Origin of the sequence: Microbacterium sp. zg.Y1084 (assembly GCF_024623595.1) — a bacterium.
GTDB lineage: Bacteria > Actinomycetota > Actinomycetes > Actinomycetales > Microbacteriaceae > Microbacterium > Microbacterium wangruii.
The window spans coordinates 121,760-144,827 of record NZ_JANJGV010000006.1; the positions used below are offsets into that span (position 1 = coordinate 121,760).

General features: G+C 74.0%; 19 protein-coding genes and 1 riboswitch. Of the genes, 10 read left to right on the top strand and 9 right to left on the bottom strand.

The annotated features are described in order from the left end of the window. The first annotated feature begins 40 nt into the window (after positions 1-40). Complete coding sequence (locus NQ165_RS09560; RefSeq protein ID WP_257532981.1) at positions 41-1,357, top strand: glutamate-1-semialdehyde 2,1-aminomutase; 1,317 nt, start codon at positions 41-43, stop codon at positions 1,355-1,357. Positions 1,358-1,868: 511 nt separating this feature from the next. Continuing rightward, on the top strand, positions 1,869-2,840 hold the full coding sequence (gene cofD, locus NQ165_RS09565; protein WP_257532983.1) for a 2-phospho-L-lactate transferase: 972 nt from the start codon (positions 1,869-1,871) through the stop codon (positions 2,838-2,840). A 101-nt stretch (positions 2,841-2,941) separates the two neighbouring features. Here the strand turns inward: cofD and cofC are convergent, their stop codons facing one another. Genes cofC through cofG form a run of 4 tightly spaced genes read right to left on the bottom strand, consistent with a single transcriptional unit; the run spans position 2,942 to position 9,463 of the window. Further along, entirely contained in the window at positions 2,942-4,144 is a 1,203-nt protein-coding gene (gene cofC / locus NQ165_RS09570; RefSeq protein WP_257532985.1) for a 2-phospho-L-lactate guanylyltransferase, read from the bottom strand. A gap of 5 nt (positions 4,145-4,149) precedes the next feature. Continuing rightward, complete coding sequence (gene fgd / locus NQ165_RS09575) at positions 4,150-5,163, bottom strand: glucose-6-phosphate dehydrogenase (coenzyme-F420) (RefSeq protein ID WP_257532987.1); 1,014 nt, start codon at positions 5,161-5,163, stop codon at positions 4,150-4,152. Continuing rightward, positions 5,160-6,650, bottom strand: a complete 1,491-nt coding sequence (locus NQ165_RS09580) for an NAD(P)/FAD-dependent oxidoreductase (protein WP_257532990.1) — start codon at positions 6,648-6,650, stop codon at positions 5,160-5,162. The genes fgd and NQ165_RS09580 overlap by 4 nt, the downstream gene beginning before the upstream one ends. Beyond that, complete coding sequence (gene cofG, locus NQ165_RS09585; protein WP_257532992.1) at positions 6,647-9,463, bottom strand: 7,8-didemethyl-8-hydroxy-5-deazariboflavin synthase CofG; 2,817 nt, start codon at positions 9,461-9,463, stop codon at positions 6,647-6,649. The genes NQ165_RS09580 and cofG overlap by 4 nt, the downstream gene beginning before the upstream one ends. Positions 9,464-9,557: 94 nt before the next feature. On the opposite strand from cofG, the gene NQ165_RS09590 reads away from it, so the two are divergent. Then, on the top strand, positions 9,558-10,124 hold the full coding sequence (locus tag NQ165_RS09590; RefSeq protein WP_257532994.1) for a hypothetical protein: 567 nt from the start codon (positions 9,558-9,560) through the stop codon (positions 10,122-10,124). Positions 10,125-10,175: 51 nt separating this feature from the next. Here the strand turns inward: NQ165_RS09590 and NQ165_RS09595 are convergent, their stop codons facing one another. Beyond that, positions 10,176-11,009, bottom strand: coding sequence for an ABC transporter permease (locus tag NQ165_RS09595; RefSeq protein ID WP_257532996.1), 834 nt, complete (start codon positions 11,007-11,009; stop codon positions 10,176-10,178). Beyond that, the gene (locus tag NQ165_RS09600; protein ID WP_257532998.1) at positions 11,006-11,968 is read right to left on the bottom strand and encodes an ATP-binding cassette domain-containing protein; all 963 of its coding nucleotides are present in this window, start codon (positions 11,966-11,968) and stop codon (positions 11,006-11,008) included. The genes NQ165_RS09595 and NQ165_RS09600 overlap by 4 nt, the downstream gene beginning before the upstream one ends. Positions 11,969-12,037: 69 nt before the next feature. On the opposite strand from NQ165_RS09600, the gene NQ165_RS09605 reads away from it, so the two are divergent. The 3 genes from NQ165_RS09605 to NQ165_RS09615 all read left to right on the top strand — a co-directional run bounded on the left by NQ165_RS09605 (position 12,038) and on the right by NQ165_RS09615 (position 15,756). Beyond that, the gene (locus NQ165_RS09605) at positions 12,038-13,102 is read left to right on the top strand and encodes an enoyl-CoA hydratase/isomerase family protein (protein WP_257533000.1); all 1,065 of its coding nucleotides are present in this window, start codon (positions 12,038-12,040) and stop codon (positions 13,100-13,102) included. Positions 13,103-13,179: 77 nt separating this feature from the next. Next, positions 13,180-14,106: a DnaJ domain-containing protein gene (locus tag NQ165_RS09610; protein WP_257533002.1), complete on the top strand. Its 927-nt coding sequence runs from the start codon at positions 13,180-13,182 to the stop codon at positions 14,104-14,106. Between the two features lie 60 nt (positions 14,107-14,166). Next, complete coding sequence (locus NQ165_RS09615) at positions 14,167-15,756, top strand: SLC13 family permease (RefSeq protein WP_257533004.1); 1,590 nt, start codon at positions 14,167-14,169, stop codon at positions 15,754-15,756. Between the two features lie 21 nt (positions 15,757-15,777). Here the strand turns inward: NQ165_RS09615 and NQ165_RS09620 are convergent, their stop codons facing one another. Further along, positions 15,778-17,586, bottom strand: coding sequence for a D-alanyl-D-alanine carboxypeptidase (locus NQ165_RS09620; protein WP_257533005.1), 1,809 nt, complete (start codon positions 17,584-17,586; stop codon positions 15,778-15,780). A gap of 38 nt (positions 17,587-17,624) precedes the next feature. Then, positions 17,625-17,734: riboswitch (TPP riboswitch) on the top strand. Here NQ165_RS09620 and NQ165_RS09625 point away from each other — a divergent pair. The 3 genes from NQ165_RS09625 (at position 17,727) to NQ165_RS09635 (ending at position 21,017) form a co-directional block, all read left to right on the top strand. After that, entirely contained in the window at positions 17,727-18,377 is a 651-nt protein-coding gene (locus tag NQ165_RS09625) for an ECF transporter S component (RefSeq protein ID WP_257533008.1), read from the top strand. Its footprint overlaps the riboswitch before it by 8 nt. A gap of 1 nt (position 18,378) precedes the next feature. Then, positions 18,379-20,244, top strand: a complete 1,866-nt coding sequence (locus NQ165_RS14655) for an ABC transporter ATP-binding protein (RefSeq protein ID WP_257533010.1) — start codon at positions 18,379-18,381, stop codon at positions 20,242-20,244. Then, entirely contained in the window at positions 20,241-21,017 is a 777-nt protein-coding gene (locus NQ165_RS09635) for an energy-coupling factor transporter transmembrane protein EcfT (RefSeq protein ID WP_257533012.1), read from the top strand. The genes NQ165_RS14655 and NQ165_RS09635 overlap by 4 nt, the downstream gene beginning before the upstream one ends. Before the next feature lie 65 nt (positions 21,018-21,082). Here NQ165_RS09635 and NQ165_RS09640 read toward each other — a convergent pair whose 3' ends face one another. Together NQ165_RS09640 and NQ165_RS09645 are read right to left on the bottom strand one after the other, a co-directional pair. Then, positions 21,083-21,808: an aminoglycoside 3'-phosphotransferase gene (locus tag NQ165_RS09640; protein WP_257533014.1), complete on the bottom strand. Its 726-nt coding sequence runs from the start codon at positions 21,806-21,808 to the stop codon at positions 21,083-21,085. Positions 21,809-21,834: 26 nt separating this feature from the next. Then, positions 21,835-22,188, bottom strand: a complete 354-nt coding sequence (locus NQ165_RS09645) for a DUF488 domain-containing protein (protein ID WP_257533016.1) — start codon at positions 22,186-22,188, stop codon at positions 21,835-21,837. 112 nt (positions 22,189-22,300) lie between these two features. Between NQ165_RS09645 and NQ165_RS09650 the strand changes: the two genes are divergently transcribed. After that, positions 22,301-23,062 (top strand): SDR family NAD(P)-dependent oxidoreductase, encoded by a 762-nt coding sequence (locus tag NQ165_RS09650; RefSeq protein WP_257533018.1) that lies wholly within the window; start codon positions 22,301-22,303, stop codon positions 23,060-23,062. Positions 23,063-23,068 lie beyond the last annotated feature (6 nt).

Below are 23,068 nucleotides of genomic sequence, written 5' to 3' on the forward strand. Positions count from 1 at the left end.
ACCCTGCGGCGCGGCCCGGCCACGCACGAGAGAGTGATCGATGAACGACAGAAACGATGAGCTGTTCGCGCACGCGCGCGAGGTGATCCCCGGCGGCGTGAACTCGCCGGTGCGCGCCTACGGATCCGTGGGCGGCACGCCGAGGTTCCTCGCCTCGGCGCGGGGTGCGCACGTGACGGATGCCGCCGGTCGGGAGTACGTCGACCTGGTGGCCTCGTGGGGTCCGGCGCTGCTCGGCCACGCCGAGCCGGGCGTGGTCGCCGCGGTGCAGGACGCGGCATCTCGCGGATTGTCGTTCGGGGCGCCGACGGGTGCCGAGGTGGAGCTGGCCGACCTCATCGCGGCGCGGGTGGCGGTCGGCGACCGGCGCCCTGTGGAGCGCGTGCGCCTGGTGTCCACCGGCACCGAGGCGACGATGACCGCGATCCGGCTGGCACGCGGGTACACCGGGCGCGACCTGCTCATCAAGTTCGCCGGGCACTACCACGGGCACTCCGACGGGCTGCTCGCCGCCGCGGGGTCGGGGGTCGCGACCCTCGCCCTGCCCGGCTCGGCTGGAGTGCCTGCGCCGATCGCGGCGCAGACGCTGGTGCTGCCCTACAACGACCTCGCCGCGGTCGAGGAGGCCTTCGCGGTGCACGGCGACCGCATCGCCGCGGTCATCGTCGAGGCCGCCGCGGCGAACATGGGCGTGGTGCCGCCGCTTCCCGGATACAACGCCGGGCTCGCCGCGCTGGCGCACGATCACGGCGCGCTGCTGATCCTCGACGAGGTGCTCACCGGGTTCCGGGTGCACCCCGCCGGATTCTGGGGCCTGCAGCAGGACGCCGGCGAGCAGTACACGCCCGACCTGTTCACCTTCGGCAAGGTCGTCGGCGGAGGGATGCCGCTGGCGGCCCTCGGCGGCCGGGCCGACGTCATGGAGATGCTGGCCCCCGTCGGACCCGTCTACCAGGCCGGCACGCTGTCGGGGAACCCGCTGTCGGTGGCCGCGGGCATCGCGACGCTCGAGCGGGCCACGCCGGAGGTCTACGCGCGGGTGGATGCCGCGGCATCCGTCGTCGCCGACGCGCTCGACGCGGCGCTGACTGCGGCAGGCGTGGAGCACGCGGTGCCGCGCGCGGGATCGCTGTTCGGTGTGGCGTTCCTGCCGGAGGCGCCGCGGTCGTACGCCGAGGCGCTGCAGCAGCAGGCCGCGCGGTACACGCCGTTCTTCCACGCGATGCTCGATGCCGGGGTGTCGCTGCCCCCGAGCGTGTACGAGGCGTGGTTCCTCACCGCCGCGCACGACGATGCCGCGCTCGCGCGGATCGTCGACGCGCTGCCCGCGGCCGCGCGCGCCGCCGCCGCGGCCTGACCCCCGCGGGCGCGGGGGCGCGGGGCGCGAGGTCGTGGCGGCCTGACCCCCGCGGGCGCGAGGTCGTGGCGGCCTGACCCCCGCGGGCGCGGGGCCGTGGGTCGCGAGGTCGGGGGCCGTGAGGTCGCGGGCTGCTCGAGTGTCGCGTTCGCACGGTGGCCCGCCGCGGCACCCGCCATTCGTGACACCGGAGCGGCGCTGGCGAGCGGGCGCGGGGCGAGCGGGCTGCTCGAGTGTCACATCCGCACGGTGGCGTGCCGTAGCACCCGCCATTTGTGACACCGGAGCGGCGCTGGCGCCCGGGCGCGGGGCGAGCGGGCTGCTCGAGTGTCACATCCGCACGGTGGCGTGCCGTAGCACCCGCCATTCGTGACACACGAACGGCTCCCGGCTCCCGGCTCCCGGCTACCAGGCTCCCGGCTCCCGGCTACCAGGCTCCCGGCTCCAGGCTCCAGGCTCCCGGCTACCAGGCCGCGGGCCCCGAGGCCCGGGGCGGCCGTAGGCTGGTGGCGTGGCATCCTCCCCTCGCGTCGTGGTCCTCGCCGGCGGAGTGGGCGGCTCGAAGTTCACCCTCGGCGTGCGTGACGCCCTCGCCCGTCGCAACGGGCCGGAGGCGACCGTGGTCGTCAACACCGGCGACGACCTGTGGCTTTCCGGGGTGCGCCTGCAGCCCGACGTCGACTCGATCCTCTACGCGCTCGCCGGGGTGAACGACACCGAGCGGGGCTGGGGGCGCGACGGCGACACCGAGCGCGTCAACGCCGAGCTGCAGCAGTGGGGAGCCGGCTGGCCCTGGTTCACCCTCGGCGACCTCGACCTCGGCACCCACCTCGCCCGTACCGGCTGGCTGCGGGACGGCCTCACCCCCACGCAGATCGTGGAGCGGCTCTCGGGCCGCTGGCCGCTCGGGGTGCGGATGCTGCCGATGACCGACACGGAGGTCGACACCCACGTGCGGGTGGTCGGCGGCGACGTGCTGCACTTCCAGGAGTGGTGGACCCGCCATCGCGCGCAGCTCACGCCGCTGGGCTTCGACCATCCCGGCATCGAGGCCGCGCTGCCCGCTCCGGGCGTGGTCGAAGCGATCGCGGATGCCGACGTCGTGCTGCTCGCGCCGTCGAACCCCGTCGTGTCGATCGGTCCGATCCTGGCCGTGCCCGGCATCCGGGAGGCACTGGCCCTCACATCGGCGCACGTCGTCGGCGTCTCCCCCATCATCGGCGGCGCCGTGGTGCGGGGGATGGCCGACGTCTGCCTCACCGCGATCGGCGTGGAGACCTCGGCAGCCGCCGTCGCGGCGCATTACGGGGCCCGCTCCGAGGGCGGGCTGCTGGATGCCTGGCTGATCGCGGAGGAGGACGCGCACCTCGCTGCCGCGATCGATGCGCTCGGGATGCGCGCGGTCGTCGCTCCGCTGTGGATGCGCGACGTCGCGGCATCCGCCGCGATGGCCGACGCCGCGCTCGCCGCCGTGGCGGTCTGAACCGGCCCCCGTCCGACCGGCCCCCGCCGGGCCGGCCCCCGTCCGACCGCCCCGTCCGACTGGCCCCCGTCCGACCGGCCCCCGTCCGACCGGCCCTGCGCCTACAGCTCCATGCGCATGACGGTGATGCCCGCGAGGTCGGAGCCCTCGGCATCCCGATGCATGCCGATCTTCGTGGCCACGCGTGTCGAGGCGGCGTTGCGCGGATGGATGAGAGCCCGCACTTCGTCGAACCCGAGCGTGCGCGCGAGGTCGCGCACCGCCGCCGTCGCCTCGGTGGCGTAGCCGCGTCGCTGGAAGCGCGGCGCCACGTGGTAGCCGACCTCCAGCACCCGGCGGGTGCCCAGCCGCTGCCAGGTGAGGCCGCAGTCGCCGACGAACCCGCCGTCGTGGTCCTCGATGATCCACAGGCCGAAGCCGTCGGCGCGGTAGCGGCTCCGGTTGCGGGCGATCCAGTCGGCGGCCTGCTCGCGGGTGTACGGCGCGGCGTAGTACCGCATCACGCTGGAGTCGCCCAGCAGCCCGGCCATCGCGTCCAGATCGCTCTCCTGCATATCCCGCAGCCGCAGCCGAGCCGTCGTGAGCACCGCACCGCGGTCGTTGCGAGCCGAGTGCAGCAGCGCTGTGGTGCGCGGTCCCACCCCGATCTCCTCGGCCGTGCGCAGCTGCTGGGCGGTGTCGACGTCGTTGCGCAGACCGGATGCCGCCGGTGCCGTCACCGCAACGGCACCGAGCTTGCGGTGTCGCCCGAACGAGCCGGCGCCGAACGCGGATCGCCAGGCCAGCCCGCCGGCGGCGGTCACGAGGGTCGACCCGGTGCCGATGGCATCGCCCACCACGGCCCGCCGGTGACGGCCTGCGGAGCGCAGCGCGTTCGCCAGCTCGACCGGCTGCAGCGCCGGCAGGTCTCCCAGCAGGGCGGCGCGGGCGCGTCCGGAGAATCCCGCCGCTCCCATGGCCACGGCGGCGTCCAGTCCTTCGCCGGGATCGCCCACGACCTCGACCGGGGCGGCGCCGGCAGCGCCGGCCACCGTGGCCGCGACATCCGGATCGCTGCTGACGACGACCACCCGTTCGACCCCCGGAGTACGGGCGGCCGCGGCGATGGTGTCGCGGGCGATCGCGCGGGCCAGCGCCTGACGGTCGATCCCCGGCACCGCCAGCCGCGACTTGCCGGTCTCGGCCGGTTTCACCGGAACGACGACGATCCACCCCGCCTCGGCAGGCTCACCGTCGCGAGCGGCGGCGACAGCCTCATCTGGGCCGACCCGCCCGGCATCCGTCGCTTCCAACCCGCCGACCATGGGGATCAGCCGCCGAACCGCGCGCGCAGGCGGGGCAGGATCTCGGCACCGTAGGTGCGCAGAAACCCCTCCTGGTCGAAGCCGGGGTCGTGGAACACGAGGTGGCGGAAGCCGAGATCGACGTAGCGGGCGATCTGCTCGACGTGCTCGTCCGGATCCGTCGAGACGATGAAGCGCGACGCCGCGCGCTCGATCGGCAGCTCGGCTGCCCGGCGCTGCATCTCGATGGGGTCGTGGATGCCGGTCTTCTCCTCGGGTGACAGCGCGAGCGGTGCCCAGAACCGCGTCTTATCCAGCGCCTCCTCGCGGGTGTCCGCCAGGGACACCTTCACCTCGATGAGGGTGTCGACATCGTCGGGGGTGCGACCGCCCTTCTCGAGACCCTCCTTCAGCGCGGGCAGCAGTTTGTCGGTGTACAGCGCCGGATCCTTGCCGCTCGTGGTGATCCACCCGTCGGCGATGCGACCGGCCAGACGGGTCGCGGCCGGTCCGGACGCGCCGATGTAGATCGGCACCGGCTGGTCGGGGCGGTCGTAGACGGTGGCATCCTTGACGCTCCAGAAGTCGCCCTCGTACGTCACCCGCTCCTCCGCCCACAGCTCTCGGATGAGGGTGATGGCCTCTTTCATGCGCTGGAAGCGCTCGGGCGGGTCGGGCCAGTCCAGGCCGAGGGTGACTTCGTTCAGCGCCTCCCCGGTGCCGACGCCGAGGATCATCCGCCCCGGGAACATCACCCCGAGCGTCGCGAACGCCTGAGCGATCACGGCGGGGTGGTAGCGGAACGTCGGGGTGAGCACCGATGTGCCCAGCAGCACCCGGGAGGTGCGCGCCCCCACCGCACCGAGCCAGGGGAGAGCGGCGGGGGCGTGGCCGCCCTCGTGCATCCAGGGCTGGAAGTGGTCGGAGATGAACACCGAGTCGAAGCCGACCTCTTCGGCCAGCACGGCGAAGTCGGCCAGCTCGCCCGGTGCGAACTGCTCGGCTGACGCCTTGTACCCGAGACGGAAGGGCACGGTCATGACGATCTCCTCTCGTCCCCGCCGGCGGTGGCGGGGATGGTCGTGAACTCGGTGCCGTCGGCGCGGGCGAGCCGGGCACGGAAGGCGTCGACCGTGCCCGGCCACAGCAGGGTGAGCCTGCCGCGGTCGACGTACCAGTTGCGGCATCCCCCGGTCAGCCAGGGGGTGGTGCGGGCGGCCCGGTCGATCTCGGCGGTGTACGCGGCCTCGGCCTGCGGGTCCACCCGCAGCACGCCTCCGGGCGCCTGCGCGCGCTGGGCGAGGGCGCGCACCGCGTAGGCGGCCTGCTCCTCCAGCATCAGCACCGACGAATTGTGGCCGAGTGAGGCGTTCGGGCCGTCGAGCACGAAGAGGTTCGGAAAGCCCGCGACGACGGTGGAGGCGAACGAGGTCATGCCGTCGGACCAGTGCTCCGCAAGCGTGAGCCCTTGCTCGCCGGTCACGAGTTCGGCGTACGGCTGACGCTGCGAGACGAAGCCGGTGGCCAGCACCAGGGCATCGGCTCGGTGCCGGGTTCCGGATGCCGCGACCAGCGCGCCGTCGTCGTCGACGGCGGCCAGAGCCGAGGGCTCCAGCGTCACGGCGGGCGAGGCGACGGCGGGGTAGAAGTCGTCGGAGAGCAGCACCCGCTTGCACCCGAACGAATACTGCGGGGTCAGCGCGGCGCGCAGCCGGGCGTCGGGCACCTGTGCGGCGAGGTGATCGAGGGCGACCTGGCGCGCGGCGGCGGAGGCAGCGGCGTCACCGGATCGGGAGGCGAAGCGGGCCTCACCCTCGACGTACAGCGCCGCGCGCAGCGCCGCGAGCTCCTCGGGGTGCGTCGCGAACCGCTCCCGCTCGGCGTCGTCGTAGGCGCGCTCGTCGCGGGGGACGATCCACGCGGGGGTGCGCTGGAAGAGGGTCACCTGCGCGGTGGTCTCGGCCAGGCGGGGCATGAGCTGCACGGCGCTGGCGCCGGTGCCGACGACGGCGATCCGGCGCCCGGCGAGGTCGGCACCGTGGTCCCAGCGGGCGGAGTGGAAGATCGGCCCGTCGAACTTCTCGAGCCCCGGGATGTCGGGGATGGACGGCTCCGTCAGGCGCCCGCACGCCAGCACGAGGGCGTCGGCCGTGAGCGGCCCGCGGCCGGTGTCCAGCGTCCACCGCGACGCGGCGGCATCCCACTGCGCGGACAGCAGCGGGGTCTGCAGTCGCAGCCGATCGCCGAGGTCTTCGGTGGCGGCGACGTCTTCGAGGTAGCGGTGGATCTCCGCCCCCGTGGCGTAGCGTGCCGACCAGCCCGGGTTCGGGTGCGTGGCGAACCCGTACAGGTGGGACGGCACGTCGCAGGCGACCCCGGGGTAGGTGTTGTCCCGCCAGGTGCCCCCGACGGATGCCGCGCGCTCGAGGATCACGAACGACGACCGCCCCGCACGGCGCAGCGCGATGGCCATGCCGAGGCCCGCGAACCCCGCGCCGACGACGGCGACCTCGACGTGCTCGGTCACCGGTCGTCCCCGCGTTCGTCTGCGTTCGTAATCGCCTCCTGGGGCTGCTCGAGTGTCGCGTCCGCACGGTTGTCGTGTGCGGGATCCGCCACTTGCGACACCGGAGCGGCCCCGGGTGCGGGGGCGGAGGTTCCGGCGGGGCGGAGAGCGTGCTGGGGCTGCTCGAGTGTCGCATCCGCACGGTTGTCGTGTGCGGTACCCGCCATTCGTGACACCGGAGCAGCGCCGGCGGCGACCCCGCGGGCGCCGGGGACCCCGCGGGCGGCGGTGACCCCGCGGGCGGCGGGGCGCGGCGTGCCGTAGTCGGTGGTGCGCAGCCGGAACGGGCGGAACAGGCGGGCCGCGAGCCGGGCGGCATCCGCTACGGGCAGCTCGCTGCCGTGCTCGATCCCGGCGGCGGGGAGCACCCGGCCGTCGAGCAGGGTGCCGCCCAGGTCGTCGGCGCCGGCGTGCAGCAGCACCGCGGCGGCATCCACGCCGACGCGTGGCCACGGCACCTGCACGTGCGGGATGGCGCCGGCCAGCATCAGCCGCGCGACGGCGGTCATGGCGCGGTGCTCGTCGATCGCCGCGCGGCCGGGCACGAGGGGCACTCCCCCCGCGGGGCCGGGGAGGGGGATCGGCACGAACTCGCTGAACCCTCCGCCGGATGCGGTGGCGACGGCGGCCTCCTGCAGGCGCCGCAGCAGGCGCAGGTGGGCGATGCGCTCGTGCGCGGTCTCGACGTGGCCGTAGAACAGCACGCTCGTGGAGCGGAACCCGTGGCGATGCGCGGCCGAGATCCCCTCGACCCAGCGGTCCACCTCGAGATCGGTGGGGAAGGCAGCCATCCGCACCCGCTCAGCGGCGACCTTCACGCCCGTGCCCGGCACGGTGTCCACGCCCACCTCGCGCAGCGCGGCGAGGGCGCCGTCGAGGCCGAGGCCACCGCGCTCCGCGAGATCCCACACGTCCTGCGGGCGATACGCATGCAGGTGGATGCCGGGTGCAGCCTGCTTCACCGCGCGGGCGATGTCCAGGTAGGCACCGGGATCCTCGCTGTCGGGCAGGCGGCCCTGCACGCACAGCTCGGTGGCGCCGAGGTCGGCGGCGTCCGCGGCGATTCTGCCGACGTCGGCGAGGTCGAACTCGCCCGGCGCGGTCGCGCCCGCGGCGCGGAAGCCGGTGGAGGTGAGGTTGCGGTTCACCACGAGGCTCACCGCCTCGCCCACGGTGTAGCGCCGCAGGTCGTCCGCGGTCGCGACGAGCGCCTCGAGGTCCGCGCCGGTGGACGTGAGGAGCAGGGCCCAGTCGTCATCGCCGAGGGCGGTCGGGTCGGCGGCGGCCTGCTCGGCGAGCCGCGCCCGGGCGCCGCCGGTGCTTCCGGCGGCCGAAACGGGGGTCCCGCCCTCGGCCGGAACGCGGGTGCCGGCGCCGTCGTGTGCAGGACCTCGCTGAACTGTGCCGTGCGGGACGAATTCGGCCGCGGACGGTGCCGTGGCGGCCGCCGTGGCGACGTTGTGCACGCGGCCGTCGGCAGAGGCAGCGGCAGCAGAAGCATCGGCGGGCTCGGCGCGATCAGGAGAAGGAGCAGCGGCTGCGGCGGGCGCCGCAGCGAGCGACGTCTGCGGGTCGGCGAGGGCCGCGACCGGCGCGTGCATCGCCGGGTCGAGCCACTGCTCGCCGCGGCGGAGGTACTGGGGGTGGGCGGTCAGCCGCTCCCGCAGCTCGAAGCCGAGCGCGGCGGTGCGCGCGGCCAGCTCGTCCAGGTGCGGCCACGGACGCTCGGGGTTGACGTGGTCGGCGGTCACCGGCGACACCCCGCCCCAGTCGTCCGCTCCGGCCCGCACGAGCAGGTCGAACTCGGCGGGATCCGACAGGTTCGGCGGCACCTGCACCCGCATCCCCGGCCCGAAAACCAGCCGGGCGACGGCGACCGCCGCGACGTACTCGCGCAGCCCGGCGTCGGGTGCGGACTGCGCGGCCGTCCGCGGCTTGGCGCGGAAGTTCTGCACGATCACTTCCTGCACGTGCCCGTGCCGATCGTCGGCGTCGCGGATGGCCACCAGCGACTCGGCGCGGTCGCGCAGAGTCTCGCCGATGCCGACGAGGATGCCGGTGGTGAACGGAACCTGTGCCCGCCCGGCGTCCTCGATCACCCGCAGCCGCACCGCGGGGTCCTTGTCGGGCGACCCGAAGTGCACCTGACCTGGCTCGGTGAACAGGCGCCGCGATGTCGTCTCGAGCATCATGCCCATCGACGGCGCGGTCGGGCGCAGTGCCACGATTTCGTCGTAGGTCATGACCCCCGGGTTCAGGTGCGCCAGCAGCCCGGTCTCGGCGGTGATCAGCCGCGCCATGCGGCCGACGTAGTCGAGCGTGGAGGCGTAGCCGTGCTCATCGAGCCAGGCGCGGGCGGCGGGCCACCGGTCCTCGGGGCGGTCGCCGAGGGTGAGCAGTGCCTCCTTGCATCCCTGCGCCTGTCCCTGCCGCGCGACCGACAGCACCTGCGCCTCGGTCATGTAGAGCGGCTTGTGCAGGGTGGCCAGCTGGCCGGGGGTGTCCACGAACACGCAGTAGTGGCAGCGGTCGCGGCAGAGGGTCGTCAGGGGCAGGAACACCTTGCGCGAGTACGTGATGATGCCGGGGCGTCCTGCGGCGGCGAGCCCGGCATCGCGCTGGGCGCCGGCGATCGTCAGCATCCGTTCGAACTCGTCGCCGGTGGCGTGCAGCAGCACCTCGGCGTCGTCGACCCCCACGCGCTCGCCGGCCGCAGCGCGACGCAGGGCGTCGTCGACGGTCGCCGCGGCGGGGGGAGGCTGCAGGAGTGTCACCGGTCAAGTGTCCCACCGTGAACCGCGGGCGGGGCGGCCAGATCGTTGCGGTCCCGTAAGCAAACGAGGGCGAGGTCGCTGGCAGACTAGGAGCATGGTGACCCTCCTGCTGGACTCGACGCGACTCGAGATCGTCTTGTCGGCCACCGAGCGTCTGCTCGCATTCCACAAAGGGAATGTCATCGTGCCGCGCGACACGATCGCGAAGGTGCAGCTCATCGACGACCCGTGGAGTTGGCTGCGCGGCATCCAGAGCCCGGGCACCCGGCTGCCGGGCGTCATCGCGATGGGCACCTGGAAGTCGGTGAACGGCGTCGACTTCGTCATCGTTCGCCGACGCCTGCCCGGCGTCGTGATCGACCTCGAGGGCCACCCCGAGTTCCAGCGCATCGTGCTCAACACGCGCCACGGCCTCGCCCTCATCCAGGCGCTGCGTGTGGATGCCGGCGAGCAGCCGGCCGATGTCGTGGCTCTCGCCACGGGCGCGGTTCCCACCGCCGGTGCCGCGGAGGAGCCCGCCGCCGACGAGCCCGAGGCGCCCGCCGAGGCCGAGTCGCCGAAGGCGGCGCCCGGTGCCGGTGCCGGTGCCGGCGCGAAGCCCCGCACCGCACGCCCGGCGAAGCCTGCCACCGCACGCCCGGTCAAGCCCGCCACAGCCTGACCCGCCCTGCCTCGCGCTGAGCCTGAGCCGCGCGCTCACACCGAGTCGCGCTCAGGCGACGTCGCGCCGCCAGCTGAACAGCTGCGCGAGCAGGAGCAGCACGACGGCGAGGCCCAGCAGCACCAGGCCGCCCGCCCACCATTCGAGGGACGGTGCGGACCCGCCGCCGGCGTCGACCATCGCGCTGGTGTACAGGCTCGCGCCCACCAGCGCATCCGAGGCGGCGCCGGGGAGGAACTGCACGATGTCGCCGGCGCCCTCGACCAGCGGCACCAGGGTGCGCACGACCGGCTCCAGGAACTGGGTGAACACCAGCGCGCCCACGATCGCGACGATCTGGTTGCGCACCAGCGCGCCCACGCCGATGCCGATCAGCACCCACAGCACGAACGCGGCGAGCATGCGGCCGAGCATCGCCCAGATGTCGGTGTCACCCAGCTGCGTGTCGACGCCCTGCAGCGCCAGCAGGCCGGCCGACGGACCCGTCGAAGCCACGATGCCGATCACGCCGTACAGCAGACCCAGACCGATGCCCACGATGACCTTCGCCGTGAGCACCCGCCCACGGCGCGGGGTGGCGAGGAAGGTGGGAGTGAGTGTCTTGTGCCGGATCTCCGTGGTCACCATCAGCGTGCCGATGAGGAGCGGGAACACGTAGCCCATCGCGGTGGCGAGGGAGTACAGCACGGACGGCAGGCTCTCCTCGGGCAGCACGGGAGCACCCTCGCTGCCCGGCAGCGCGCCGGTGGCCGCGGCGGCGAAGAAGAACGCCAGCCCGGCCGCGGTCGATCCCACGTAGAGCAGCAGCACCAGGGCGAGGATCCACCACGACGAGGTGGAGAACTGCTTGGTGTTCTCGGACTTGACGGTGCCGATGAAGCTCATCGGTCGCCCCCTTCCGTCGCGGCCGATGCCGCCGGGGCGGGCTCCTGGAACGCGCTCGGGTGCGTGCGGGTGCCGGAGGCCAGCTCCAGGAACACCTGCTCCAGCGACGGTCCCTGCCGCTGCAGCAGCGACAGCGCGACGCCGGCGGATGCCGCGACGGCACCGATCTGAGCGGGCTCGGCCGCGGCGATCCGCAGGCCCGCACGCAGCGGCTCGGCCTCGATCCCCGCGGCGGCGAGTGCCGCTGCGAGGGCGGCGCGGTCGGGGGCGTCGACGACGGTGGCGTATTCGGCCGGGTCTGCGAGGTCGTCGATGGTGCCCTCGAAGACGAGGCGGCCGCGGGCGATGACCAGCAGCGAGTCGACGGTCTGCTGAACCTCGGTCAGCAGGTGGGAGGAGATGAAGACGGTGCGTCCCTCGCGGGCGAGAGCCTTGAGGAAGTCACGCATCCACCGGATGCCCTCGGGGTCGAGACCGTTGGTGGGCTCGTCGAGCACGAGCACACCCGGGTCGCCGATGAGCGCGGCGGCCAGGCCGAGCCGCTGACGCATGCCGAGCGAGTAGCCGCCGACCTTGCGCCCCGCGGCATCAGCGAGTCCCACGAGTCCGAGCGTCTCGTCGACGCGTGAGGTGGGGACATCGGAGGCCTGTGCCAGCGCCGTCAGGTGCGCCGCGGCGGTGCGGCCCGGGTGGAAGCTCGAAGCCTCGAGCGCCGAGCCCACGCTCTGCAGCGGATGAGGCAGCTGCGCGTAAGGCGTGCCGCCGATCGTGGCGGTGCCCTCGGAAGCGCGGACGAGCCCCAGCAGCATCCGCATGGTCGTCGTCTTGCCTGCGCCGTTCGGGCCGAGGAATCCGGTGACCCGCCCGGGCTCCACGCGGGCGGTGAAACGGTCGACGGCCCTCAGGGAACCGAAGCGTTTCGTGAGGGCGGAGAACTCGAGCACTTGTCCGTCGGGCATGCGCTTCCTCTCTTTTGTGCCCAGTCTGGCCGGGATGGGGGGATAATGCGAAACCGCTACCGTGTGGGGATGAGCCGACCCGATTCCGAGTCCCGTGTGCGGGTGCAGCGCCGTGACGGCGTGGGGCACCTGACCCTCGACCGCCCCCGTGCCATCAACGCCCTCGACCTCGGCATGGTCGAGGCGCTCATCGCCGCGCTCGACGTGTGGCGGGAGGACCCCGATGTCGCGCTGGTGCTGCTGGACGGCGCCGGCGACCGGGGGCTCTGCGCCGGCGGCGATGTGCGCGGGCTCTACGACCAGATCGTGGCGGGTCGCCCCGAGGACACCGCACTGTTCTTCCGCGCGGAGTACGCCCTCAACGCGATGATCGCGGAGTATCCGAAGCCCGTGGTCGTGCTGGCGGACGGCATCACGATGGGCGGCGGCATCGGCCTGGCCGGGCACGCGGCGGTGCGGATCGTCACCGAGCGCTCACGGCTGGCGATGCCCGAGACCCGCATCGGCTTCACCCCCGACGTCGGCGGGACCTGGCTGCTCGGCCGTGCCCCCGGCCGTGTGGGGGAGTACCTGGGGCTGACCGGGGCGACGATGGATGCCGCGGATGCGATCTACGCCGGCTTCGCCGATCACCTGGTGTCCGCCGAGCACCTGCCCGAGCTGCATCACGCGCTGCAGACGCGGGCCGATCCCCAGACCGCCACCGAGCTGACTCTGCTGTTCGACGCGACGCACGGTCCGTCGCGGCTGGAGTCCGACCGCCCCTGGATCGACGACGCGTTCGCGGCCGAGACCGTCGCGGAGATCATCGCCCGCCTGCGGTCGCGTCCGGAGCAGCGGGCGGCCGAGGCCGCCGACGAGCTGGAGACCCTGTCGCCGACGGCGCTGACGGTGACGCTGGCCGCGGTGCGGCGCGCGCGCACGCTGCCCGACCTGCGCGCGGCGCTGGCGCAGGAGTACGGCCTGGTCATGTGGTTCGCCCAGACTCAGCCTGACCTGCCGGAGGGCATCCGCGCGCAGCTGGTCGACAAGGACCGGTCGCCGTCGTGGCATCCCGCGTCGCTCGCCGAACTCGGCCCGCGCCTCGTCGACGACGCCTTCGCGTTCGAGCCCGGCATCCCGCTCTGGGGATAGCCTTCCCGTCCGTCCGGCGAGCGACCGGCCGCCAGCGGCGCACGTACGATGGGTGGTCGAGCCCTCGGGGAGGCACCGTGTTCGACAGCCCACTTTCCGCGTCGGCGTACGACGTGCTGGGCGTGGATGCCGCCGCCGACGACGAGACCCTGCGTCGCGCCTACCGGCTGAGACTGCGCCAGACGCATCCCGACACCGGGGGCGATGCCGCCGTGTTCGTGCAGGTGCAGCGGGCGTGGGAGCTGGTGGGCACCCCGGACTCCCGCGCGGCATACGACCGCGGCCACGGGTTCGGCGCGGCCGCGGCCCCGGACTTCTCCGGCTGGAAGGCGCCGACCGCCCGCACCGACACCCGTCCGCGGGCACGGTCGTTCGGGCACCCCGGCGGATGGCGGCGCGAACGCTACCTGACCCTCATCCGCGAGTGGGCCGGTCGCGGCGTCGACCTGCCCGACCCGTACGATCCGGCGCTGGTGCGCACCGCCCCGCACGAGGTGCGGCGCCTGCTGGCCGACGCGCTCGCCGAGGAGGCGACGGCGCGCATCGTCGCCGACCTCGGGATGGGGTACACCGTGTGGCACGACGTCTCGGCGCCCGCCCGCGGCGACGGCCCCGACGCCAAGCTCGACCACATCGTGCTGGGGCCGAGCGGGCTGTACGCGGTGCTGTCGGAGGACTTCGGCGGGCCGGTGCGCGTGCGCCGCGGCGAGCTCGTCGGCGACGGGGTCGAGGGGTCGCCGGTGGGTGACCTGGTCGCCCGCACCCGCACCGTCGCGCGCGCTGCGGGCGTGCGGTTCAGCGGGGTGCTGGTGGTGCTGCCCGACGACGACCTCGTGCAGCCCATCGAGGAACTGGGGAAGGTGCGCGGACTGCCCGTCGCGGTGGTGTCGCGCAGCGCGCTGGCCACCGTGCTGCGCCGAGGCATGACCGGCGCCCGCGACATCGGTGGCAACGAACTGTTCGACGTGCGCTCGCGCCTGCAGCGCACGGTGCGCTTCGTCTGACACCGCCCCCCGTCCTGCGCCGGGGGGCGCGACCGTGCGAGGCGCGGGTACCGTTGCCGTGTGGACCCCGTGATCGCGACCTTCGTCATCCTCGGGCTGGCGGTGATCGCGTTCGTCAGCGGGAAGATCCCGATGGCGGTCGTCGCCGTCGCGGTGCCGCTGGGGCTGTGGGCGACCGCCATCCTCACGCTCCCCGAGGCGTTCTCGGGCTTCGGTGACCCGACGGTGCTGTTCATCGCGTCGCTGTTCATCGTCAGTGAGGGACTGGATGCCACCGGCGTGACGGCCTGGGTCGGCCAGCAGGTGATCACCCGCGGTGGCGCGGGCAAGCGCCGGCTGCTGGTCATCGTGGGGGCGATGTCGGCGATCCTCACCGGCTTCATCAGCATCAACGGCGCCGTCGCGGCCCTGCTGCCTGTCGTCGTCGTCGTGGCGGTGCGCGCCGGCATCGTGCCGTCGAAGATGCTCATCCCGCTGGCCTTCACCGCCAGCGCCGGGTCGCTGCTGACCCTCACCGGCACGCCGGTGAACCCGGTGGTCTCGCAGCTGGCGGTGTCGGCAGGAGGACGCGCGTTCGGCTTCTTCGAGTTCGCGCTGGCCGGGGTGCCGCTGGTCGCGCTGACGATCGCGGTGGTCGCCGTGCTCGGGCCGCGGCTGCTGCCCGAGCGCTCCCCCGACCACTTCGACGCCGCCGCGGACCCCAGCGCCGCGGCGCAGGGCTGGCGTGAGACGTACGACGTGGACCTGTCGACGAAGACCCTGTTCAACCCCACCGACGGCGTCGTCGAGGTGCTCGTCGCCCCCCGCTCGAGCCTCATCGGGCGCAGGGTCTGGCCGGGGATGACCACCCGCGACGACAACCTCGTGATCCTCGCGGCCCGCCGCGGCGCGGCCGAGCCGCCGCACGTCTCCCGTGCCGGCACAGCGGGCGAGCTCACGCTGCAGGCGGGCGACGCGGTGCTCGTGCAGGGTACGTGGGCCGAGCTCGAGCGATACATCCGGTCGCCCGACATCATCGCCGTGACCTCCCCGCAGGCGCTGCGGCGTACGGTGCCGCTGGGGCGTGGCGCGCGCCGGGCCCTCGTCATCCTCGCCCTCATGGTGGTGCTGCTGGCCACCGGCGCGGTGCCGCCCGCCGTGGCCGGCCTGCTGGCGGCGGGGGCGATGATCGTCACGCGTGTCATGTCGATGCCGCAGGCGTACCGGGCGATCTCCTGGACGACGGTGATCCTCATCGCCGGCATGGTGCCGCTGTCGTCGGCGTTCGTCTCCACCGGCGCGGCCGACGTCGTCGCCGAGGTGGTGCTCGGCATCACCGGATCGGCCGCGCCGCACCTGGCGCTGCTCGTGCTGTGCGTCGTGACTGTCGTCCTCGGCCAGTTCATCTCGAACGTCGCGACCGTGCTGATCGTCGCCCCGATCGCGGTGTCGATCGCCGGCACCCTCGGTCTCAGCGTGCAGCCCTTCATGATGGCGCTCACCGTCGCCGGGGCCGCGTCGTTCCTCACGCCCATCGCCACCCCGGTGAACGTGATGGTCATGCAGCCCGGCGGCTACCGCTTCGGCGACTACTGGCGCCTGGGCGTGCCGCTGACCGTGGTGTTCCTCGCCGTCGCCGTGCTCTACGTCCCGCTCATCTGGCCCTTCTGAGCCGAGCCCGGATGCGGGCGCTCAGCCGGCGAGGCCGAAGAGCTCCAGCGGATGGGTGAGCCGCCACCAGGCTGTCGGGCCGGGCAGGTCGGAGGCGAGACGCACCTCCACCGTGTCGCTGTCGAGGGGGCCGGTGACGGTGAGGGTACCGGCGGCCGCCCCGGCCGTGCGGGCATCCGCGCCGTCCTCGAGGCTGACGTCGGCGGTCACCGGCGCGCTGGCGCCGTTCCACAGCACGACCGACGTCGCGTCGGCGGTGACCAGTTCGGTGTCGGCGCCCCACGCCGTCGTGACCGATCCGGCGACGGTGCCCGCGGCGACCGTCGGCCGCGCCTGCAGCTCGCTCTCGAGTTGCGCGAGCAGCGCCCGGGCCACCGCGTTGCGCGCTTCGCCGTCGCCCTGCGCCATGACCGCGGCGTACATGCGCACCGGCGTCTCGTCCACGACGAGGTCCTTCGCCACCAGGAGGTTGAAGTGCTCCCACAGCGCGCCGGTCTTGATGCCGACGACGCCGGGGTCGGCGAGCAGCGCATTGGTGTTCTCGATGAGACCCGCGCCGGGCAGCTCGGCCGTCGGCATGCGGACGATCTCCGCGACCACCGGGTCGGCCATCGCCAGGTCGGCCAGCGCGATGAGCGAGGCCGGGTCGGCGACGTTGTCCTCGTCGATGCCACTCGGATCCACGACCGTCATGCCGGTGAGCCCGCGCTGCGAGAGCCAGGCTGCCGCGGCATCCGCGAAGACCTGGTCGCTCGGCCAGAGGTCGGCGGCGAGGCGATCGGCGTAGTTGTTCGCCGAGGCGATGAGGATTCCCTGCATCAGCTGGTACTGCGTGAGGGTGCCGTCCACCGGCACCGGAAGGGCGGACTCGCCCCGCTCCCGGTAGCGCCAGTAGCTGCTCTGGTCGGCGGCGGTGAAGCCGTACTCCGGCCCCTGCTCGCCCACGGCGAGCGGCATGCGGTCCAGCGCCATCAGCACCGTGACGACCTTCGTCAGGCTCGCCATCGAGATGGGGTCGCCGGTCGACGCCGCCGCGCCGGTGATGCCCTGCACCCCCAGTGCGGCACCGCCCTGCTCGGGCCAGGCGGGAGCGGACGCCGGTGCGCTCACCGGTGCCAGCTCGGCCGTGGTCACCTGCGGCGCGACCGCATGCAGCGGCCACAGGAGGGTGGTCGCGGCGTAGAGGACGATCACGCCGATGATGCTGAGCAGCGGCACGAGCACCCCGGCACGCAACGGCGAGCGGCGCGGGCGCACGGCCAGCAGATCGGGCTGCACCGTCACGTACGGCGTCGCGGCGGTGTCGAGGCTCACGCCGGGAGAGGCCGCGGCCACGGCGTCCTCGTCCACCCAGGTGAGGGCCAGGCGCCGCGGGGTGCGGCGCGGCCCGGCCGTCGATTCCTCGTCGGCGCGAATCGCAGCGTCCTCGTCGTCGGCGACCGGCGGCAGGATGCCGGGGGTGGCCAGGCCGGAGACCGCCACCGGGACCGCCACGGGGGCGGGTGGCGCGGCGGCTTCCGACGTGGACTCGATGTCGGAGTCGGCGGTGGGTTCGGGCTCGGGCTCGGGCTTGGGGTCCGGCTCGGGCTCGGGCTTGGGCTTGGGGTCCGGCTCGGGCTCGGGCCGCGGGTGCGGGCGCGTGGTCACGGACTCGTGCGCGGCCTCCGCCCCCGACGGGGTGCCGGTGGCGTCCGCCCCGTTCCCTGCGGCATCCGCCGTCGTGTCATCGGCGGTGGTGCCGGGCGTCGGGCGCGTGGCGTCGCCGGCGACCGCGCGCTCCCGCGCTCGGCGGGCACGGCGCGTCAGCGGGGGCGCGTCCTCTGTGGTCACTCAGCAAAAATACCCCGTCTCAGCCGTGGGTATACTCGACGCCAAACCACGGGAGTCCGGTGAGCCGGGCTGAGAGGAAGCGATCCACGCTTCGACCGTCGAACCTGATCCGGATCATGCCGGCGCAGGGAGGAGAGAGAATGCACGCATCCACGTCTGCTCGCGAAGCCTCACAGAAGAGTTCGCGTCCGCCGCTTCCGCCCTTTTCCGAACGTGCGCGCTGGCGTGTCGTCGACATCGTGGTGGCCAGCGTCATCGCCGTCGCCTGCGCTGCCGTGTTCCTGCTGTGGAACGTCGGCTACGAGGGCCCCAGCGCCCTGCTGAAGCCGCTGCTGCCCGGGGTGCAGGGGCTGCTGGCCGGACCCTGGCTGATCGCCGGGGTGCTGGGTGGCCTGATCATCCGCAAGCCCGGAGCGGCGATGTACACCGAGACCGTCGCCGCGGTCATCTCCGCGCTGGTCGGAAACCAGTGGGGCCCCCTCACGATCGTCTCCGGCCTCGTGCAGGGGCTCGGGGCGGAACTGGTGTTCCTGGTGTTCCTCTACGGGATGTGGCGTCTGCCCGTCGCGATCCTCGCCGGCGCCGGCGCCGGGGTGGCCGGCGGCATCAACGACCGGATCTTCTGGTATCCCGGCGCGGACACGCTGTTCACCACCGTCTACATCGCCTCGACCACCGTGTCGGGTGCGGTCATCGCCGGGCTCGGCGCCTGGCTGATCGCGCGAGGGCTCGCCGCGACGGGAGCCCTCAGCCGGTTCGCGGCGGGGCGCGAGGTCTCCCGGCGCGTCTGACGTGCCGGCATCCACCGCGTCCGCACCCGTCGCCGTCGAGGCGCGCGGGTGGGGTTGGCGCTACGCCACGCGCCAGGCGTGGGCCGCGCGCGAGGTGACCCTGCGCATCGAACCCGCTGAGCGGGTGCTGCTGCTGGGGGCGTCGGGTTCGGGCAAGTCGACACTGCTGCAGGGCGTGGCGGGAGTGCTCGGCGGCGCCGACGAAGGGGAGCAGGAGGGTGCGCTGCTCGTCGGCGGTGAGCCGGCGGCCGCGACCCGCGGTCGCGCCGGCCTGGTGCTGCAGGATCCCGACAGCCAGACGATCCTCGCGCGCGTCGGCGACGACGTGGCGTTCGGCTGCGAGAACCTCGGCGTGCCCGCGGCCGAGATCTGGCCGCGCGTGCGCGCCGCCCTGGATGCTGTGGGCCTCGACGTGCCGCTGGACCGGGCGACGGCGGCGCTGTCGGGCGGGCAGAAGCAGCGCCTGGCCCTGGCCGGCGTGCTCGCGATGCGCCCGGGCGTCGTGCTGCTGGACGAACCGACCGCGAACCTCGACCCCGCCGGGGTCGCCGAGGTGCGCGACGCGGTCGGCCGGGTGCTGGATGCCACCGGAGCCACCCTGATCGTCATCGAGCACCGGGTGGACGTGTGGCTGCCCCTCGTGGACCGCGTGATCGCGCTCGCGCCCGGCGGAGGCGTGCTCGCGGATGGATCACCGCACGCCGTGCTCGGCTACGGGGGAGCGGGTCCCCGCCCCGCGCCGGCGGGCGGGTCACGACCCCACACGTCCGGCACGAACCCGCGCCCGCTGCCCGCGGGCGCCGCACGACCCCACACTTCCGGCCCGGGCTCACACCCGCTGCCCGCGGGCGACCCGCGAACCCACACACCTGGCACGACCCCACGCCCGCTTCCCGCGGCCGACCCGCGAACCCACATACCTGGCACGAACCCACACGACGCGCGCGCGCGAGACGTGTGGGTTCGCGCGCAGCGTGTGGGCTCGTGCGAGGGCGAGGGCTCGCGCGAGGGCGAGGGCGAGGGCGACGGCGACGGCGCCGGCGACGGTGCCGGCTCGACGGCGGATGCCGCGGCATCCGGGCTCGCCCAGCAGCTCGCCGCGGCCGGGGTATGGGTGCCCGGCATCCCTCCGCAGGTGCCGCCCCCTCCGGCCGCCGCACCGGGCGAGGTGCTGCTCACGGCGCGCGACCTCGCGGTGGCGCGCACCCCCGGCACGATCGTCGCCGGTCCTCTCGATCTCGACCTGCGCGCGGGCGAGGTGCTCGGCGTCGTGGGACCCAACGGGGCGGGCAAATCCACTCTCGGACTCACCCTCGCCGGCCTGCTGGCGCCGGCGGCGGGCACGGTCGCGGCATCCGATGCGCTGGCCGCCGGCGCACGAGCCCGCCGCCGCCGGGCTCACGCCGGCGCCGCACCGATCGGCTGGTCGTCGCGGACCCTGCTGACTCGCATCGGCACGGTGTTCCAGGATCCCGAGCATCAGCTGTTCGCCCGCACGGTGCGTGAGGAGCTCGCGGTCGGTCCGCGCGCGCTCGGGCTCCCCGAAGACGAGGTCACCGCCCGCGTGGACGACCTGCTTGAGCGGCTACGGCTCGCGCGCCTGGCCGAGGCCAACCCGTACACGCTCTCCGGTGGCGAGAAGCGCCGGCTCACGGTCGCGGCGACGCTCGCGGCGCGGCCCCGGGTGATGGTGCTCGATGAACCGACGTTCGGGCAGGATGCCGTGACCTGGGCCGAGCTCGTGGCGATCATCGCCGGGCTCCGCGACGGCATCGACGAGCGCGGCCCGCTCGCGATCATCGCGATCACCCACGACGAGGCCGTGCTCGCCGCCCTGCACGCGCGCCGCTTCGAGGTCGGCACGTGAGCCCCGAGGCCGGACGCGGGCCTGTCGCACGACGCAACGCCGTCGCGAAGCTCGGCGCGGCGCTGCTGATCGCGCTGCCACTCGTGGTGACCATCGACCCGGTGTCGGCGCTCGTCGCGCTCGTGCTCGAGATTCCGCTGCTGCTGGCGGCCGGGCTCAGCGCCCGGCAGTTCTGGCTGCGCACGCTGCCCCTGTGGATCGCCGCACCGACCTCCGCCGTCACGATCGCGCTGTACGGGGCGGCGAGCGGCGAGGTGTACGTCGAGTGGCTCTTCATGCGGGTGAGCGAGGGGTCGCTGCTGCTGGCCGCGGCGACCTTCCTGCGCGTGCTCGCGATCGGCCTGCCGGCGGTGGTGCTGTTCGTCACCGTGGACCCCACCGACCTCGCCGACGGGCTGGCGCAGATCGTGCGGCTGCCGGCACGGTTCGTGCTTGGCGCGCTCGCCGGCATGCGCATGCTGGGGCTGCTCGTCGACGACTGGCGGGCCCTGTCGCTCGCGCGCCGCGCCCGCGGCGTCGCCGACACCGGGCGGCTGCGGCGGGCCGTCGGCACGGCGTTCGCGCTGTTCGTGCTGGCGATCCGGCGGGGGTCGTCGCTGGCCACCGCGATGGAGGCGCGGGCGTTCGGGGCGCCGACCGCGCGCACCTGGGCGCGGGAATCGCGGCTCACCGCCGGCGACGGCATCCTGCTGCTCTCCGGTGCGTCGATCTCGGCGACGGCGCTGGCCGTGTCGATCGCGGCGGGGGCGTTCACCCCGATCCTCGGTCGCTGAGGCTCCCGGCATCCGCCGCCGGGCTGCGCACGGCAGGCCGGGACCACCGCCGCGGCCGGGTCGGGTCAGGTCGCGTCCCACAGGGCGGCGTAGTAGGCCATCCGCTGCGGGTCGCGCTCGATGCCGTACGCGCCCAACAGGACGTCCTCCCAGCCCGGGCCGTAGTTCCAGCCGCAGCTGGCAGCAGCGACGGCGATGTCCGCCCAGCGGTCGGCGACGCCCAGCGCGCCGAGGTCCACGTGACCGGTCCAGCGCCCGTCGTCGTCCAGGAGCGTGTTGGGCGCGCAGGCGTCGCCGTGGCATACGACCAGCAGATCCGGCGGCGGCGGTGTGCTCAGCGCCGCGGGCACCTGGATGCCACGCCTCGCGGCATTCGCAAGGCGTGCGGGAACGCGCCAGTCGTAGGGGCAGTCTGCGGCGGGGAGCGCCTCGTGGAGGGCTCGCAGTCCCGCACCCAGCGCCCGCACGGCGACGGCGGGCTCGGCGACCCACCGCGGGTCGACCGCTGACCGGCCGGGCAGCGCGGAGGTCACGAGCCATTCGTCCGCGGCATCCGCGCCCCAGGCGAGGGTGTGCGGGACGGGCGTGTACGCAGCCGCCCACCCCAGGCGTGCGGCCTCGTCTGCCATCGACGTCTCCGCGTTGCGCGGTCCGTGTTTGATGTAGCGCCCGTCGTCGGTGCGGAAGGTGAGCCCGCCGAGCTCATTGCGCCAGACCGGCTCCAGCCGCGCACCGTCGGCGAGTTCGCGTACGCGCGGCGGCACCGGAAGCGGCTCGGCGGGGATCGTCACCCCGCCAGTGTGCACCAGCGGGCGGTTCAGGATCCGGCGGGGTCCTGCAGCGCATTGCGCAGCAGCACCGCGTGATTGTGCGCTTCGTCGCGCACCGCGTGCAGCAGGGTCACGACATCGTGCGAGGCGATCACCGCGCGCAGCGCCGCCACCGCGGGATTCGCGGCGAGCTCCTTGCGGTACGCCGCGGCGAAGTCGTCCCACGGCATCCCGTCGTGATGGAAGGCGGTGCGCAGCTGCGGCGAGGGGGCGACGTCCTTGTCCCACAGATCGATGCGAGCACGCTCCTTCGACAGCCCGCGCGGCCAGAGTCGGTCCACCAGCACGCGGAATCCGTCATCCGGCCCCGCCGCGTCGTAGACACGCTTGACCTCGATCATGGGGCCAGTCTGCCTCGCCCTCCCGGGTGCCGGTAGCCTGGGGGCGCGGCCGTCTCGGTCAGGACGCAGTCGCACGCACTGTGAGACCCAGATTCAGTTCGAAGGAGAACGCATGGACATCGCCGGCGCATCCGCCCTCGTCACCGGAGGAGCGAGCGGGCTGGGGCTCGCCACCGCGCGTCGCCTGGCCGACGCCGGCGCGCATGTCGTGATCATCGACCTGCCCTCGTCCGCCGGCATGGAGCGCGCCGCGGAGTTCGGCGGCACGTTCGCCCCCGCCGACGTCACCGACCCGAGCGAGGTGGCCGCCGCCGTCGCGACCGCCGCCAGCATCGGACCGCTGCGCGTCGTGGTGAACTGCGCCGGCATCGCCCCGCCCGCCAAGGTGCTCGACCGCGACGGGGCCCCCACCCCCCTGGGCGATTTCGAGCGCATCGTGCGGGTCAACCTCATCGGCACCTACAACGTCGTCGCTCAGGCCTCCGCCGCGATCGCGCGCACCGAGCCGACCGCCGGCGGCGACCGCGGGGTCATCGTCAACACCGCCAGCGTCGCCGCGTTCGACGGTCAGATCGGTCAGCCCGCCTACGCCGCCAGCAAGGGCGGTGTGCACGCGATGACGCTCCCCCTCGCCCGGGAACTCGCGCGCTACGGCATCCGGGTCGTCACGATCGCCCCCGGAATCATGGAGACGCCCATGCTCGCGAGCCTGCCGCAGGCCGCGCAGGACTCCCTCGGTCAGCAGGTGCCCTACCCCGCCCGCCTCGGCCGCCCCGACGAGTATGCGGCCCTCGTGGCGCACATCGTCGACAACGGCTACCTCAACGGCGAGACCATCCGGCTCGACGGCGCCATCCGCATGGCGCCGAAATAAGGAGAA